At 51.5% G+C, this 16,399-nt stretch carries 15 protein-coding genes; 7 read left to right on the forward strand and 8 right to left on the reverse strand.

Annotated features, from left to right (window positions below):
* Nucleotides 1-5: 5 nt before the first annotated feature.
* The 7 genes from GHO42_RS21095 to GHO42_RS21125 form a co-directional block, all read right to left on the reverse strand.
* On the reverse strand, nt 6-836 hold the full coding sequence (locus GHO42_RS21095) for a hypothetical protein (RefSeq protein WP_153384179.1): 831 nt from the start codon (nt 834-836) through the stop codon (nt 6-8).
* 3 nt (nt 837-839) lie between these two features.
* Entirely contained in the window at nt 840-1,424 is a 585-nt protein-coding gene (locus GHO42_RS21100) for a 2OG-Fe(II) oxygenase (protein WP_095019253.1), read from the reverse strand.
* A complete protein-coding gene (locus GHO42_RS21105; protein ID WP_153326807.1) occupies nt 1,405-1,956 on the reverse strand; it encodes a hypothetical protein in 552 nt (183 codons plus the stop codon). The genes GHO42_RS21100 and GHO42_RS21105 overlap by 20 nt, the downstream gene beginning before the upstream one ends.
* A gap of 86 nt (nt 1,957-2,042) precedes the next feature.
* Entirely contained in the window at nt 2,043-2,234 is a 192-nt protein-coding gene (locus GHO42_RS21110) for a LuxR C-terminal-related transcriptional regulator (protein ID WP_095001812.1), read from the reverse strand.
* Between the two features lie 256 nt (nt 2,235-2,490).
* Entirely contained in the window at nt 2,491-3,105 is a 615-nt protein-coding gene (locus GHO42_RS21115; RefSeq protein ID WP_095001813.1) for a TPM domain-containing protein, read from the reverse strand.
* Between the two features lie 26 nt (nt 3,106-3,131).
* Nucleotides 3,132-3,872, reverse strand: coding sequence for a YgcG family protein (locus tag GHO42_RS26330; protein ID WP_095022961.1), 741 nt, complete (start codon nt 3,870-3,872; stop codon nt 3,132-3,134).
* Between the two features lie 153 nt (nt 3,873-4,025).
* On the reverse strand, nt 4,026-4,634 hold the full coding sequence (locus tag GHO42_RS21125; RefSeq protein ID WP_095001815.1) for a LemA family protein: 609 nt from the start codon (nt 4,632-4,634) through the stop codon (nt 4,026-4,028).
* A gap of 243 nt (nt 4,635-4,877) precedes the next feature.
* Here GHO42_RS21125 and bglX point away from each other — a divergent pair, with 243 nt between their 5' ends.
* From bglX to GHO42_RS21140, 3 genes are all read left to right on the forward strand, one after another.
* Nucleotides 4,878-7,169 (forward strand): beta-glucosidase BglX, encoded by a 2,292-nt coding sequence (gene bglX / locus GHO42_RS21130; protein ID WP_153326809.1) that lies wholly within the window; start codon nt 4,878-4,880, stop codon nt 7,167-7,169.
* 694 nt (nt 7,170-7,863) lie between these two features.
* A complete protein-coding gene (locus tag GHO42_RS21135) occupies nt 7,864-10,737 on the forward strand; it encodes a ribonucleoside-diphosphate reductase subunit alpha (RefSeq protein WP_095001817.1) in 2,874 nt (957 codons plus the stop codon).
* 330 nt (nt 10,738-11,067) lie between these two features.
* Entirely contained in the window at nt 11,068-11,772 is a 705-nt protein-coding gene (locus GHO42_RS21140; RefSeq protein WP_153326811.1) for a LuxR C-terminal-related transcriptional regulator, read from the forward strand.
* A 72-nt stretch (nt 11,773-11,844) separates the two neighbouring features.
* Here the strand turns inward: GHO42_RS21140 and GHO42_RS21145 are convergent, their stop codons facing one another.
* The gene (locus GHO42_RS21145; RefSeq protein ID WP_095032399.1) at nt 11,845-12,567 is read right to left on the reverse strand and encodes a polyphenol oxidase family protein; all 723 of its coding nucleotides are present in this window, start codon (nt 12,565-12,567) and stop codon (nt 11,845-11,847) included.
* Between the two features lie 262 nt (nt 12,568-12,829).
* On the opposite strand from GHO42_RS21145, the gene GHO42_RS21150 reads away from it, so the two are divergent.
* The 4 genes from GHO42_RS21150 (at nt 12,830) to GHO42_RS21165 (ending at nt 16,304) form a co-directional block, all read left to right on the forward strand.
* A complete protein-coding gene (locus tag GHO42_RS21150) occupies nt 12,830-13,534 on the forward strand; it encodes an alpha/beta hydrolase (protein ID WP_130872067.1) in 705 nt (234 codons plus the stop codon).
* Nucleotides 13,535-13,554: 20 nt separating this feature from the next.
* The gene (locus GHO42_RS21155) at nt 13,555-14,274 is read left to right on the forward strand and encodes a bifunctional 2-polyprenyl-6-hydroxyphenol methylase/3-demethylubiquinol 3-O-methyltransferase UbiG (protein ID WP_153326813.1); all 720 of its coding nucleotides are present in this window, start codon (nt 13,555-13,557) and stop codon (nt 14,272-14,274) included.
* 3 nt (nt 14,275-14,277) lie between these two features.
* On the forward strand, nt 14,278-15,072 hold the full coding sequence (locus GHO42_RS21160) for a hypothetical protein (protein ID WP_095021379.1): 795 nt from the start codon (nt 14,278-14,280) through the stop codon (nt 15,070-15,072).
* 110 nt (nt 15,073-15,182) lie between these two features.
* A complete protein-coding gene (locus GHO42_RS21165) occupies nt 15,183-16,304 on the forward strand; it encodes an MFS transporter (protein ID WP_368668037.1) in 1,122 nt (373 codons plus the stop codon).
* Nucleotides 16,305-16,399: the final 95 nt, after the last annotated feature.

Below are 16,399 nucleotides of genomic sequence, written 5' to 3' on the forward strand. Positions count from 1 at the left end.
AAAAATCACTTATGATAACTATCCCCCAGATATTTATCCCCTCCCCCATAAATATCACCACCAAATTCAAGACTAATATCCACGCGTCCAGCACCATAACCAGACAACTCGGAAGCAGAAGATCCGAAGGGTATATATGTGCCACCGAGCACCATTTCTCCTCCTCCTCCTCCTCCTCCTCCTCCTCCTCCTATCACGACACTATTACTTTCATTGCTCACAACCACCGAAGAAGGCAACAACTCACCCGTCGTCGCCACCCAATCACAAGAAAAAATCTTATTGGCATAAGCCGTTCTTAGCGTGTTCCGATCTACGATGCGCATATCTGGCGCGCACATATAATCAAGATAACTATCACCTCTATTATTTCTAAAGAAATCGTCAGCAGCAGCCATCACATTCCCGAAAATATCTGAGTGGTAAATTGACAACAAACCTGTCGCAATAGCAGCTACAGCTAAAGACCCAACAAAAAAAGCCCCCGCACCGGACAAAACAACAAATGTTCCAACAACCCCAACTCCATTACCCAGTAGACTATACAGCTCACCCTTTTTAACTTCACGCCCAGCCTTCACATCCATCCCCACCTTCAGGAATGTAATAGTTCCCGCGATAATATTCCCTGGCAGACTAATTATTGGCACGTAGGGGCCCGCCAGTTTAGTCACCGAAGTAACACTCGCCACAACCGCACCTGTCTGGGCTGACTGAGTCAGTAGTGCTGCCCCCTCATTATTGGTTACAAGCTGATCTGATACGGCAACCGCTCCCGAGCCCACGATAACACCATCATCAATAACACCTATTATTATTTCAATTTTACCTGCCATCAGCTATTCCTCAATTATTGTTTTAAATGCCAGGGTCATCCTGACTTGATCACATGTATTTGAAGGTGATCGTGCGGCATGGGGGATTCGCCCGTCGAACACCACCATACGCCTTGGTTTCGGCAATACCGCCTTGATAATATGCTCTTTAGTGTCATTGTAAAAAACCAGTTCACCACCCCAAGAGGTCGGCCAGTGCTCATTACAAAATACAACAATCGTTAATCCGGGATGTACTTTATTGTCTCGATGAATGATCGTATCTTGACCAAACGTCTGTCCGTTCGCATAAACGCCTAACAAAGTAATTTTAAAATCATGCAATGCCAGAAATCGCTCCCACACATGGGTTAAAAAACTCCAAGGCTTATTCCCCCTCAACTCCTCAAGGCTTGACTGAACTAGCGGGCGACCCTTACCTGCAATAAACACGTGCCAGCAGGGCCTCACAGAGGACGAATTTTCATAGCTTGGCCAGTTATAGCGCCACACTTCACCCTTAAGCTGAATAGCGATCGCCTTCTCTTCAGCTTCAGTCAAGAAATCATCAACTACATAAATACCTCCCTCAACCTCCCCTATTGCCATCAACCATACTCCTGCAACAATACCGATTCCAAATACCACACCTGAACATGAAAAAACCGCAATAACTTAAAGCCAGGCACGACAACACAATCGCAAGGTAATTACCACCATTGTTATATCGCACCCACCACTCAATCTGCTTACGACTCACCATCAATCGAAGTTCATCATCATACACAGCCCATACAAATTCACTCTCACCACTAGCATCTACAGCCACCCACAACTTTTTATGCTTCTGAACATCCAACAACCTTGCATCCTCACTGGAGAACTCAACCCTGTACTTATAACCCCCTTCATCTTGCCCCACAGTAAAATACAAAAAAGCTGACGACTTCGACCGATCCAAAGGATGGGTAACATATGCGCTGCGCAGCACCAACTTTTTCGGTTCCGGCGGCACTTCCACCCTCGCATCCCACATCATCACACCAAGCCCCAGCATAAACAGGCAACTCAACGCCATCACAACCAAATCCACACGGGTCGCCACATAATCAAGCGGTATATATAAAGACAGCTTTTTCATCCTCACCTCTTGCGCACTTGATCTAAAAATAAACTTCAACACCTGACATAGCAACCCTACCGATGTAGGGGGCCCGCAAGCCCATATTAACCTTCACCCATACGGCCAATCTCCACTACTAACTCCATACGACTTCCGACACTGTACTTGCGCAGCAATGAAGACACATGATCCCGTACCGTAAAACCACTTATACGTAACTGTTGCGCTATCTTCTTGTTCGTGCGCCCCTGCAAAAGCAAATCAAGCACTTCTTTCTCCCTGTGCGTAAGCTTCAACCCTTTTCTCCCAAACCATTTAATTTCTCACGGAAAAGCACCCAACAAAAACGCTCAAACACAACCTAGCCATCATTCAAAAAAATGACAACACAGTTTTTCACAACAATGAAAATTATAATCAGAAGAAATTTATATCACGACCCAGCAAGAACTTACTTACGGACAGACAAGAATAAAACCATAAAGATAACTTTACAAAAGCCCGACACTTCTCATCAAAGTGTCGGAAATATCAAAGCCACTAAGAAAATGATTACAACATCACCAACCGATTCGGCAGTTGGTTGCGCGCTTGGGTTTTGGGTATGTGCTGTGCGAGCACTTCAGCGCAGGCATCGATGCAAGTGATAAAACCTTCTGCCGTATGCCCCAACGCCACGCGGCGTACGAAATCGCTGACGATAGTGCCCCAGTCACTGTCGTCCAGATGGCGGGATATCCCTTCATCCACCAGTATTTCGACATAACGTTCAGCTTCACTGACAAAAATCAGTACACCCGTGCGCCCAGCAGTGTGGTGCAGTTTTTGTTCGAGAAACTGGCGCCGGGCCAGGTTACTGGCACGCCAATGCCGCACGCGGGGCGGAATCAGGCGCGTGGTTATGGCCGGGATGCGAAAGATCAGGCTAAGAAAGACAAAGCTGGCCCATTGCAGCATCAGCAGAGTGTAAGTCGCCAGGCCGCTGTTCAAGAAGTGCACCACGGCGGGCAGCACCAAGGCAATCAGGCTGGCCCATAGCAAGGGGATGTAGCTGTAGTCATCGGCACGGGGAGCCAGCACGGTGACGATTTCGGCGTCGGTGTGCTGTTCGGCACGGGTAACCGCGTCTTCGACCTGCCGTTGTTGCTCGGGGGTTAATAAAGCCATAAGTCTCGTACTCGTTAAAAAGTGAATTACCAGCCACCAGAGGCTCCGCCGCCGCCGAAGCTGCCACCACCGCCGCGAAAACCGCCACCACCGCCTCCGCCGAACCCGCCACCGCCAAAACCACCGGAGCGCGAACCGCCACTGCCACCCGAATTGCAGATGCCATAGAACTGACAGGCGGCAACCACCAGTACAAACAGGATAAATAGCAGCATCACCCCCCCGGGGTGCTCGGCCATAAAGTCGCTGCCGTCACCCTGGCTGCTGGCGTAGGCCGGTTCGGCCAGGGGCGTGCCGCCCAATACTTGCAGGATGGCACCCACACCGTCGCTGATACCTTGGTTGTAGTCCCCGGTTTTAAAGGCCGGGGTGATGATCTGGTTGATAATCACCGAGGCCTGGGCATCGGTGAGGCGATCCTCAAGGCCATAGCCGACCTCGATGCGCAACTTGCGGTCGTCGCGGGCCACGATCAGCAAGGCGCCGTTATTTTTGTCCTTTTGCCCGATACCCCAGGCACGGCCCAGTTGGTAGCCGTAGTCTTCGATGGGCATGCCCTGCAGGTCAGGCACGGTGACCACCACCACTTGCTCGCCGGTGGCCTTTTCGTGAGCCTGCAGGCTTTGCGTCAATTGCTCGCGGGTGGCGGGCGTGAGCATTTGCCCCTCGTCCACTACCCGCCCGCTGAGCGCGGGAAAGGTCAGCGCCTGGGCCGTGGCTATAAATAGCCACAGCAACAGGCCCAACCCCAGTCTTGATACGCGCATCGCTACCTCGAACGTTTGTTATCCATTGTGGGAGCGGGCTTGCTCGCGATGCATGCGGCGCGGTCTGTCAGGCAAATCGCGTTGATTCCATCGCGAGCAAGCCCGCTCCCACAACAAGCTCGCTCCCACAGGGGGGGGAACGGTATAAGGCCGTTAAAACTTCACTTCCGGCGCTTTGTCGGCGTCCGGGGTGGTGGCTTCGAATGTGGAGCGCACCGGCAGGTCGCTGTACATCACCGCATGCCACAAACGCCCCGGGAAGGTACGGATCTCGGTGTTGTAGCGTTCAACCGCGAGGATAAAGTCGCGCCGCGCCACGCTGATGCGGTTTTCCGTGCCTTCCAGCTGTGATTGCAACGCCAGAAAGTTCTGGTTGGATTTAAGGTCAGGGTAGCGCTCGGACACCACCATCAACCGGCTCAATGCTCCGGTCAGCTGGTTCTGCGCGTCCTGGAACTGCTTGAGTTTTTCCGGGTTGTTCAGCGTGCTGGCATCAACCTGGATCGAGGTGGCCTTGGCCCGCGCTTCAATCACCGCGGTCAGGGTGGCCTGCTCCTGCTTGGCTGCACCCTTGACCGTTTCGACCAGATTGGGGATCAAGTCAGAACGACGCTGATACTGGTTCTGCACCTGGGACCAGGCCGCCTTGACCTGTTCGTCGAGGGTGGGAATGGTGTTGATCCCGCACCCCGCCAGCAGACTGCTCAAGGCCAGAAGGGCGAGGGCTTTCCAGCCCGCTGCTTTAAAACTTTGTATGCCCATGCTTGCAACGCTCCGAAATAACAACATTGGGTTTATTGACCACACACCACGCCTAATAACTCCCGGCAATACTGGATTGCTCGCGGCGAATCAGCTAAAAGACTGCCTGCCATGCAGGAATACTCCGTTCTAAAGGTAGGTCAAATCTTTGATTCGAGTACTCCTGATACCTCCCCAGAACAATATCGCTGCACGAGCGTGGGTCTCCCTCGCTTCAAGTGAGCGGCTGCGCAGAAGAATCCAATGAGAAATATGTGTTTGCTGGGCATCGTCATCAGCCTGGCCAGTCACACCGCCTGGGCTCAAACCCCGGCCGCCCCGCTCCCCCCCAAAGACGTGTTCGTCGCTGAGCTGCTGAAAAAGATGAGCGTCGATGAAAAGATCGGCCAACTGCGCCTCATCAGTATCGGCCCGGAAATGCCCCGCGAGATGATCCGCAAGGAAATCGCTGCGGGCCGCATCGGCGGTACGTTCAACTCCATCAGCCGCGACGAAAACCGCCCGATGCAAGACGCCGCCATGCGCAGTCGCTTGCAGATTCCGATGTTTTTCGCGTACGACGTGATCCACGGCCACCGAACGATTTTCCCGATCAGCCTGGCCCTGGCCTCCAGCTGGGACATGGACGCCATCGGCCTGAGCGGCCGCATCGCCGCCAGGGAGGCCAGCGCCGACAGTATCGACCTGACCTTCGCGCCGATGGTCGACATCGCCCGTGACCCGCGCTGGGGCCGTACCTCCGAGGGCTTTGGCGAAGACACCTACCTGGTCTCGCGCATCGCCAAGGTGATGGTGCAGGCCTATCAGGGCGCATCCCCGGCCCTGCCCGGCAATATCATGGCCAGCGTCAAGCACTTCGCCCTGTATGGCGCGGTGGAAGGCGGCCGGGACTACAACACTGTGGACATGAGCCCGACACGCATGTTTCAGGACTATCTGCCGCCTTACCACGCCGCTATTGAGGCAGGCGCGGGCAGCGTGATGGTGGCCCTTAACTCGATCAATGGCGTGCCGGCCACTTCGAACATGTGGCTGATGCAGGATTTGCTGCGCAAGGACTGGGGCTTCAAAGGCGTGGCAGTCAGCGACCACGGCGCGATTAACGAGCTGATCAAACACGGCGTGGCCAAGGACAGCCGCGAGGCCGCCAAGCTGGCGATCAAGGCCGGTATCGACATGAGCATGAACGACAAGGCCTACGGTGAAGAGCTGCCCGGCCTGCTCAAGTCCGGCGAAGTGCCGCAGAGCGATCTGGACAATGCCGTACGTGAAGTGCTCGGAGCCAAATACGACATGGGCCTGTTTGCCGACCCGTACCTGCGTATCGGCAAGGCCGAAGATGACCCGGCCGACACCAAGGCCGACAGCCGCCTGCATCGTGCCGAAGCCCGTGAAGTGGCACGCAAGAGCCTGGTATTGCTGAAAAACCAGAACGATACCCTGCCCCTCAACAAGCAGGCGCGCATTGCCCTGGTTGGCCCGCTGGCCAAAGCCCCGATTGATATTATGGGCAGCTGGGCCGCAGCCGGTCAGCCTGCGCAATCGGTGACCGTATTTGACGGCATGCGCAATGCCATCGCCCAACAGGACAACCTGATCTACGCCCGTGGTGCCAATATCACGGACGATCAAAGCGTCGTCGACTACCTCAACTTCCTCAATTTTGATGCACCCGAAGTGGTCAACGACCCGCGCCCGGCGCAGGTCATGATCGACGAAGCCGTCAAGGCTGCGCAGCAGGCCGACGTGGTGGTTGCTGTGGTAGGTGAGTCGCGGGGCATGTCCCACGAGTCGTCGAGCCGCACCAATCTGGACATTCCTGCCAGCCAGCGCGCCCTGATTACGGCCCTCAAAGCCACCGGCAAGCCGTTGGTGCTGGTATTGATGAACGGCCGCCCGTTGTCGATCGATGTGCAACAGCAGCAGGCCGATGCCGTGCTGGAAACCTGGTTCAGCGGCACCGAAGGCGGCAACGCCATTGCCGACGTGCTATTTGGCGACTACAACCCCTCCGGCAAGTTGCCGATCACTTTCCCACGCTCCGTTGGCCAGATCCCGACCTACTACAGCCATCTGAGCATTGGCCGTCCCTTCACGCCGGGCAAACCGGGCAACTACACCTCGCAGTACTTTGATGAGGGCGACAGCCCGCTGTACCCGTTTGGCTATGGTTTGAGCTACACCGACTTCAGCCTTTCAGATGTCCGCCTGTCGGCCAAAACCCTGAAGCCGGGCGCAACCCTGACGGCCAGCGTCACCGTAACAAACACCGGCAAGCGTGCTGGCGCAACGGTGGTTCAGCTGTATATCCAGGACGTTACTGCGTCCATGAGCCGAGCGGTTAAAGAGCTGAAGAACTTCGAGAAGGTCATGCTCAACCCCGGCGAGCAGAAAGTCGTGCAGTTCACCCTCAGCGAGAACGACCTGAAGTTCTACAACGCGCAGTTACAGCATGTCGCCGAACCTGGCGAATTCAACGTACAAATTGGCCTGGACTCGCAAAACGTCCAGCAAAACAGCTTCCAGTTGCAGTAATTTCGCGTAATTGCCGGGAAGGCTCCACGCCGCCTTCCCGGCCCTTCCCCGCAACAATCCGTGCTTGACCTTTCCTATCTTTGCACCCGCCTGAAAATGCGTTCGGACAGCGCTGTTTTTTGTGGTAGGGTTCGCGCCCTCAAAATCCGGCACACAGGATTTGTCCCGGCTAAATCCGGTGACAAACGGCTAAATGCCGGTGCAGTGCGGCCTACGTGGATCTCCAAGCTTTCACACACAATTTACACACAGGGTTATCCACAGGCAGTACGTTGCACAACCCCTATAAAACGCATATCTTGTATCAGCTTCGCCAAAAAACCCCATATGTAGGGTTTTAGGCCAAAAACCCAACACAACTCAGACGAGAATTTCAAGCCCTTTTCTCGCGCCTGTCGGGTTAAACCAAACGCAGCTTTCAAAGTCCAAACCGCTTATGCGGATGGCAACCGTTTTCCAGCCCAAAGGTCGGAAAGCGGCCCGGGTGTTGCAGTAAAAATACTGTCATCCAACAGGAATACGGTTTCACGCGGTCTGCGTGAATCAAGACTTCGGCACGGAAGCGGCTTAACCCCCCCTTCTGTACGTCCCGAAGTTGTTATGCCCGGTTCATTACCGGTTGTAGTGCTTCAGGACGGAACGGTGGGCACCCAAAAGGCGCCCAAACAAACATAGAGAATGTGGAGACACCCCCATGCAAACCGATACAACTCGCGAGAACTCGCAGGGTACCGATTCAAATCTGGATCTGTCTGCGACCGCGCCAGGCCAGCTGCGCGTGATCAAACGTAACGGGGCTGTGGTTCCTTACACCGATGACAAGATCACCGTTGCCATCACCAAGGCGTTTCTCGCAGTTGAAGGCGGCAATGCTGCCGCTTCGTCGCGCATTCACGACACCGTTGCGCGCCTGACCGAACAGGTCACCGCAACTTTCAAGCGTCGCATGCCATCGGGTGGCACCATCCACATCGAAGAAATCCAGGACCAGGTAGAACTGGCCCTGATGCGCGCCGGCGAGCAAAAAGTGGCCCGCGACTATGTGATCTACCGTGACGCACGCTCCAAGGAACGCGCCAACCGCGCACCGGCCGAAGACGCCGTGCAGGCTCACCCGTCGATCCGCATCACCCGTGCCGACGGCACCTTCGCCCCTCTGGACATGGGTCGCCTGAACACCATCGTTTCCGAGGCCTGCGAAGGTCTGGAAGAAGTGGACGGCGAGCTGATTCAGCGCGAAACCCTGAAAAACCTCTACGACGGCGTAGCGCTGAGCGACGTCAACACCGCCCTGGTGATGACCGCCCGCACCCTGGTAGAGCGTGAGCCGAACTACTCGTTCGTGACCGCGCGCCTGCTGATGGACACCCTGCGCGCCGAAGGCCTGAGCTTCCTGAAAGTAGCTGACAGCGCCACCCACCACGAGATGGCTGACCTGTACGCCAAGGCCCTGCCTGCCTACATCGCCAAGGGTATCGAGTTCGACCTGCTGAACCCGGTGCTGGCCACCTTCGACCTGGAAAAACTGGGCAAGGCGATCAACCACGAGCGCGATCAGCAGTTCACCTACCTGGGCCTGCAAACCCTGTACGACCGTTACTTCATCCACCACGATGGCGTGCGTTTCGAACTGCCGCAGATCTTCTTCATGCGCGTGGCCATGGGCCTGGCGATCGAAGAGAAGCAAAAAGAAGACCGTGCCATCGAGTTCTACAACCTGTTGTCGTCTTTCGACTACATGGCCTCGACACCGACCCTGTTCAACGCCGGTACCCAGCGTCCGCAGCTCTCCAGCTGCTACCTGACTACCGTGCCGGACGACCTGTCGGGCATCTACCACGCGATCCACGACAACGCCATGTTGTCGAAATTCGCCGGCGGCCTGGGCAACGACTGGACTCCGGTACGTGCATTGGGTTCGTGGATCAAGGGCACCAACGGCAAATCCCAGGGCGTTGTACCGTTCCTGAAAGTGGTGAACGACACCGCCGTAGCCGTTAACCAGGGTGGCAAGCGCAAAGGCGCTGTATGTGCCTACCTGGAAACCTGGCACATGGACATCGAAGAGTTCATCGAGCTGCGCAAGAACACCGGTGATGACCGTCGTCGTACCCACGACATGAACACCGCCAACTGGATCCCTGACCTGTTCATGAAGCGCGTCTTCGATGACGGCCCGTGGACCCTGTTCTCGCCGTCCGAAGTACCGGACCTGCACGACCTGACCGGCAAGGCCTTCGAAGAGCGCTACGAGTACTACGAAGCACTGTCCCAGTACCCGGGCAAGATCAAGCTGTTCAAGACCATCCAGGCCAAAGACCTGTGGCGCAAAATGCTGTCCATGCTGTTTGAAACCGGCCACCCTTGGCTGACCTTCAAAGACCCGTGCAACCTGCGCAGCCCGCAGCAGCACGTGGGCGTGGTTCACAGCTCGAACCTGTGCACCGAAATCACCTTGAACACCAACAAGGACGAAATCGCGGTTTGCAACCTGGGCTCGATCAACCTGCCGAACCACATCGTCAACGGCAAGCTGGACACCGACAAGCTCAAGCGCACCATCGACGTCGCCGTTCGCATGCTCGATAACGTGATCGACATCAACTACTACTCGGTACCGCAAGCGCGCAACTCGAACTTCAAGCACCGTCCGGTTGGTCTGGGGATCATGGGTTTCCAGGACGCCCTGTACCTGCAGCACATTCCTTACGCTTCGCAAGCCGCCGTGGAATTTGCCGACAAGTCGATGGAAGCGGTCAGCTACTACGCGATCCAGGCGTCCTGCGACCTGGCTGACGAGCGTGGCGCTTACGAGACGTTCCAGGGTTCGCTGTGGTCCAAAGGCATCCTGCCGCTGGATTCGCAACAGATTCTGATCGAGCAGCGCGGCCAGAAGTACATCGACGTTGACCTGAACGAATCCCTGGACTGGGCACCGGTTCGCGCCCGTGTACAAAAAGGCATTCGCAACTCCAACATCATGGCCATCGCACCGACCGCCACCATCGCCAACATCACCGGCGTGTCGCAGTCGATCGAACCGACCTACCAGAACCTGTATGTGAAATCGAACCTGTCGGGCGAATTCACCGTGATCAACCCGTACCTGGTTCGCGATCTCAAGGCTCGCGATCTGTGGGACTCGGTCATGATCAACGACCTGAAGTACTACGACGGTTCCGTGCAGCAGATCGAACGCATCCCGCAAGAGCTCAAAGAGCTGTATGCCACTGCGTTCGAAGTGGACACCAAGTGGATTGTTGACGCCGCCAGCCGTCGTCAGAAGTGGATCGACCAGGCGCAGTCGCTGAACCTGTACATCGCTGGCGCTTCGGGCAAGAAGCTGGACGTGACCTACCGCATGGCCTGGTACCGTGGTCTGAAAACCACCTACTACCTCCGTGCCCTGGCTGCGACCAGCACCGAGAAGTCCACCGTCAACACCGGCAAGCTCAACGCAGTATCGAGCGGCAAAAACAGTGAAGACGTTGCTGCGGCCCCAGCCGGCCCGGCACCGGTGCCAAAGGCTTGCGCCATTGACGAGCCGGATTGCGAAGCTTGCCAATAAGCTGAGCAGGCAGGCGGGTCAAACCGCCTGACCCAAAACCCCCGTTAAACCCTGGCAACAGTTGGGTTTGGCGGGGTTTTTTGTTTTTTGGGGGGAGCGAACCAACCCGACTGTGCCTTACCAGTCATTCAGCATGTGAAAACAAGCAGATTCATAAATAAATTTTATTCCGAAGCCTTTGTGTTGAACCAGACAAGTAATTTGTAGGATTTATCCTTCGCAACAAGCAGAACGTTGATAGACCTCGTGGGAAAACACCTATTAACTCCTCAAAGCAGATGGCAAATACTCACCTTATCGTGAAATAGTTAAAGCGCTAAGGGGATCGCCATGAACAATAAAGTGCAACTCAAGTCACTAACAAGCTACCTGAGCAAAACATTTTCTGCGTGCAAAACGCTCGATGATTTATGGACTGCCTGCATCAGCACAACAAAACAAGTTAACTTCGAACACTTTTCCTTCCGCATTCAATACCCAACACCTTTTACAAATCCAAAAAACCACACCTATGGAAATTACCCATTCAATCCAGCCCCGCTACTTAGCACAAAGCGTGCAAACATCACATCAGGTTTCTTTAGAATTTGTACAGAACACTTAGACACATTAAGTCATCTCGAGGCACACAACACTGCCCCCTTATTCAACTTGGATGACAATATTTATTACATAACGCAATCAATACCAAAGCAGGATGGCGTGTTCGAGCACTTACTACTGGCACGAGCCCATCAAAAAATCGAACATAGAGAGATGAAAATACTGCACTTTGTGATAGAACAAATGACAACGGAAATTCATAACTGGATGAGTAAAATAAATAGCCCTACTTCTTTGGCTGTAACACTGTCGACACGAGAGAAAGAGATTTTACGTTGGGGCGCAGACGGGAAAACGTCTGAAGAAATCGCAATAATACTTGGGCTCTCGCAAGACGCCATAAACTTTCACTACAAAACAATACAAAATAAAATAGGCACTACCAATAGAGCACAAGCCATTGCCTATGCAATTATCAAAGACTATATATAACATATTAAATAATGCCAATTGGAATACGCCCACAAGGCAAAGCAACTACAATATTTGGACCCTCTATTGACTTCAGCATTCTCGCAGGCGTATCCATGAGTACTGAAAAGCCTTCGACTCACTTTGATGCTTTCGCCTCCTGTAACTACCCCATTCATCCCCACTACAATAAGTGCATATCCCCGCCACCTCAACTTGCATACGGCCCACCCCCAAATCCTCTAGCAAATAAAGGCCATAAAGAGTGAGATCAACCCACGCTTCGTTATGACTGACAGGTGCACGACGGAGAGTAACGCCAAACTCTGATTCTGTACGAACTCTAGACCATGGCGCCTGGCGCCCCCGCCAAAGATGTCCATGCGCCTGTTCAATTGTATCAACAAGCTCCTTTCCAACCTCATAGCAACATGAATGTATGGCAGGACCTATTGCAACTTGCAAATGTTCTAACGAGATATTTTCTCGTATGAACGCAAGAAAGGAATTTTCGATTATACCTGCCGCTAATCCTTGCCAGCCGCCATGAATGGCAGCAACGAACTTATCTTTTTTTGAACCTACAAGAATAGGTAGACAGTCTGCTGTCACGATTCCTATGGGACGGGTTGTACGTGTGAAAATCGCGTCCCCAGCGATGGCACCAGACTCATCTGCATCGCCCACTTGAATGACGTTTGCACCATGCTTCTGAGCACAACAAAATAAGTTTGTGGGTTTATGGAAATTGCTGGCCGAGCCGAATGCGTGTTCCAGCCCGGGTAGAGCATTCAAATTATCAGCAAAAAAAGACATTTGAACCTCACTTAAAAGTAATAGCACACACCTTTATGGCAACACAGGGTCTATGTATTCAATAGTAGGTGCATGGCTAGCTACCTAGACAAAGCAAAGTTAACAATTTGATTTAGTTGAGATTTCAACCTCTTGCACAACCCGCGCCACTCACAACTACCAAATCTTGTAGATGTAAATCTATCAGCCAACGTCTATAAAAACAAATATCGCCCCTACAAATCTCTACCGGGCCAATACTCGACGATGATTAGGATAGGATATGAAACGGCTAATCGAAGACTTTATGGTGCGCTGCGGAACGGCACACTTACGAGGACAACGCTGGCACTGCAACTCCCCTAAGAGAACAGTCTTGCTTATGCACGGTGCTGGCACATCCAGCTGCAAAGGTTTTTACAGTCTTCAAACATACTTAAACTCTCATAGCGTCGAAACGATTGCATTTGATTTTCTTGGGCATGGGCACACCGGCGGAAACTTGCAACATTCCAGCTTGGAAAGAAGAACCGAGCAAGCATTAGCTGTGATCCACAAACTCGACCTACAGGAAGGTCTTAATATAATGGGCTTCAGCATGGGGGCGCATAATGCACTCCATATAGCTTCACAAATCTCGGTTGCTCGCCTAGGGCTGGCGATACCCGCGATTTATTCAGAAAAGGCTGAAACCTTAAAATTTGGCCCCTCATTTTCATCCTGCATACGCCAATACCGAAGTTGGGAACACAGCAAATGCTTTTCCATCATCCAACACTTCAAGGGGAAACTGCTTATTATTTCTGCAGAAAAAGACATGATCATTCCCGCTGAAATCCCTTGCAAACTGATTGAATACGCACAAAATTGCCTCGCTGCTGAGCACCATTGTATTCGTCAAGCTGGCCACGATCTAGAAACACACTTCAGTGAATACCCACACAGTAGACATCTGGCTTTGAACAGCATTTTAAGATGGATTACATAAGACGTTGACTGGAATTCATAATGAAAAATACGTTTGATTATCTTTATATTTATTTTTCAGAAAATTATCTTACCCATGAGAGGACGAAGAAAGAATGCACTCTTATTGAACATCTTTGCAGCCTTGAAAAAGGTGACCACGTACTGGATATCGGCTGCGGCCATGGTCGAATTTCCAATGAGCTTGCTCACAGGGGCTATCGTGTAACGGGCATTGACTGGAGCCAGAACGCACTTGACTTGGCTATCCTTAACGCTCGTAAAAGCAACCTTGATATTTGCTACAAAAACAAAAACTTCCTTGACACGCTCTGGAGGGAAAAATTCGACTGTGCGCTTAGTTGGTACACATCTTTTGGATACTCTAATGACGAAATTTGCAAATTGCAATTAAGCAAAATTTACGATTCATTGAAGAAAGGAGGCCGTTTTTTGATTGATCATATTAATCGTGATCGCTGCCTTAAATACCTTCCCACCTCAAGTGTTCTAGAAAGAGAAGGGAACTTTATGATCGACCACTTCGACTACAAGCCTGCTCAAGGAATACTTCATGTTAGACGCCAATTTATTAAAGATGGAGAACTGAGTGAAACACCTTACAATATCCGACTATTGACATTCACAGAAATCAAGGAGTGGATGCTACACGCAGGATTTAAAAATATAGAGGGCTATAATAATAAGGGACAACCTTTTAGCGTTGACAGCGAAAGAATGATCCTAACAGGCGTGAAATAACTTATGAGAATTATATTTTCGGAGTCAAACCCTGACTACAAAAACTATACATTTCCTTACGCTGTTTGGGCCATACCTGAATCACAGGAAGAAATCGTTGAACTCTATGACCGCGGCTTTTTACCTTCACGCAAACCGAGATTCTATTTAACCCGAAGCACAAGAATTACCCTGAAAAGATTTGAACTTACCTATAGAGCTCGACGAACGCTCAAAGCCTGTCAAGATATAGAAATGACGCTTATTAATATCAGCGATTTCGTTATCGACAAGAGCATCCGTGAATTATGCCTACAGTGTGCGGAACAGCGATTTGGGGAAGGAGTGATTAATGAACAGCGACTTAACCGAATCATCAATCCGGAAAATGCGACGCACATCATGCACTTCACCAGGAAAGAGAAAACTGTCGGCCTAGTAACAATTAACACAGCTCCTAAAATAGCACACTATAACTTTGCCTTCTATGACATTACCGAACCAAAAAAATCGCTAGGCACGTTCATGCTGACCGCAACAATTAATTACTTTCACAACCGTGACTGCAACTACCTTTACATGGGCACATGTTACGGGAAAAAATTCTTGTATAAAGCACACTTTGAAGGGTTCGAGTTTTTTAACGGCGCTCAATGGTCATCTGACATGAACGAACTGAGCTTTTTGATGGAGCGCCCTCACCAACCGAATCACTTATTTGAGTCATCCGATTATCTGAATACATTCCATCCAATAACGCTGGATATTGACGTACACGAGACAGGCTTCCGTTACATTACTCAGGCGCATAGCGCCTGACGATTAAAGGCGCACTGAGTAATGAGTCAAATATCAGTCCCCGCATATGCCACTGTTATATTTTTCTCGAGGGCTGGAACCGGTATATTTTTTTTATAAATACTTGGATTGTGATTGACTTAACAGGGTACGCCACAAGTGCGGCAATAAGCTTGTTGATTGCAACACTGCCCAGCCTATTTCTTTCAATGATAATCGGAAGTATGGCTGACAAATATCCAGCTATAAAGCTTGTGCTATATTCTGAATGCACGCGCTGCCTGACACTACTGGTATATGCATCGTTATTTGTCATGGATCGAGCATCCCCTGCATTCGCTTACTCCGTCAGCTTCTTAATGTCCATTTGCGCAGAAATACAACTATTGTCTTGGCGTGTCATTTTGGCAACGTTCGCAACTCATGAAAAAAACTTCAAACTCAATGCACTTTCTGTTACCAGTGGGCAGGCAGGTGTCATAATTGGAGCAACAGGCTCCGGCATGTTATTCGTAACTCTTGGGCCGACCTTTACTATCGCTATCGCCAGTACTATTTTCTGGGCATCCAGCTGCTGCATTGCTTATATGGCAAAGGCGCTTCACTCGCCGTGTGCGAGTGCGATCACCAAGATAAGCACGCTAAACCATTTGGTCGCTCACCTGAGATCCATACTTGAAGGCTTTCAATATATCACCCAGCAACCCCGCCTCATCGGATACTATCTGCTGATACTGCTAAACACAAACATACTATATATGTCAAATGCATTACTTGCCCCCTTCGTAAAAGGACCTCTCAATCTGAATGCAAATGCATATGGACAGATTGACGCCGCCTATTCTATTGGAGCAATCATTGGCGGACTGATTATAGTAAAACTCACCCAACGACTCGGCACTTTGAAAATCACCCTATTGGGCCTGACCACCCTAGCGTTATCACTATTCATCTTCGCTCAATCTGAAGCTTTCCTTCTGGCCTTTTTTTCATATATTGGAATTGGCCTGGGATGCCAAACATCCATTGTAAGTCTCAGCCATGCACAAAGAATTACTGATCCGACACTACACGGGAGAGCCTACGCAACCTTAAACACTTTAACCGGATGTTTCGGCGTACTTATTTTCATATTAAGTACACAGTTCACTTCACATGAAGAGCTACGAAACATGTTCGAATACCAAGCTATTGCAGTGACGACTGTTCTATTAATTATCGGTGCTAGCAAAAAAATTAAAGACTCTCTATAAACCGGATACCACATATGAGTCCAAAAGCACGCGCCGGATTGCGAAGCTTGCCAATAAGCTGAGCTGGCAGGCGGGTCAAACCGCCTGACCCAAAA

Source organism: Pseudomonas sp. FSL R10-0056 (genome assembly GCF_009600105.1).
Taxonomy (GTDB): domain Bacteria; phylum Pseudomonadota; class Gammaproteobacteria; order Pseudomonadales; family Pseudomonadaceae; genus Aquipseudomonas; species Aquipseudomonas bubulae.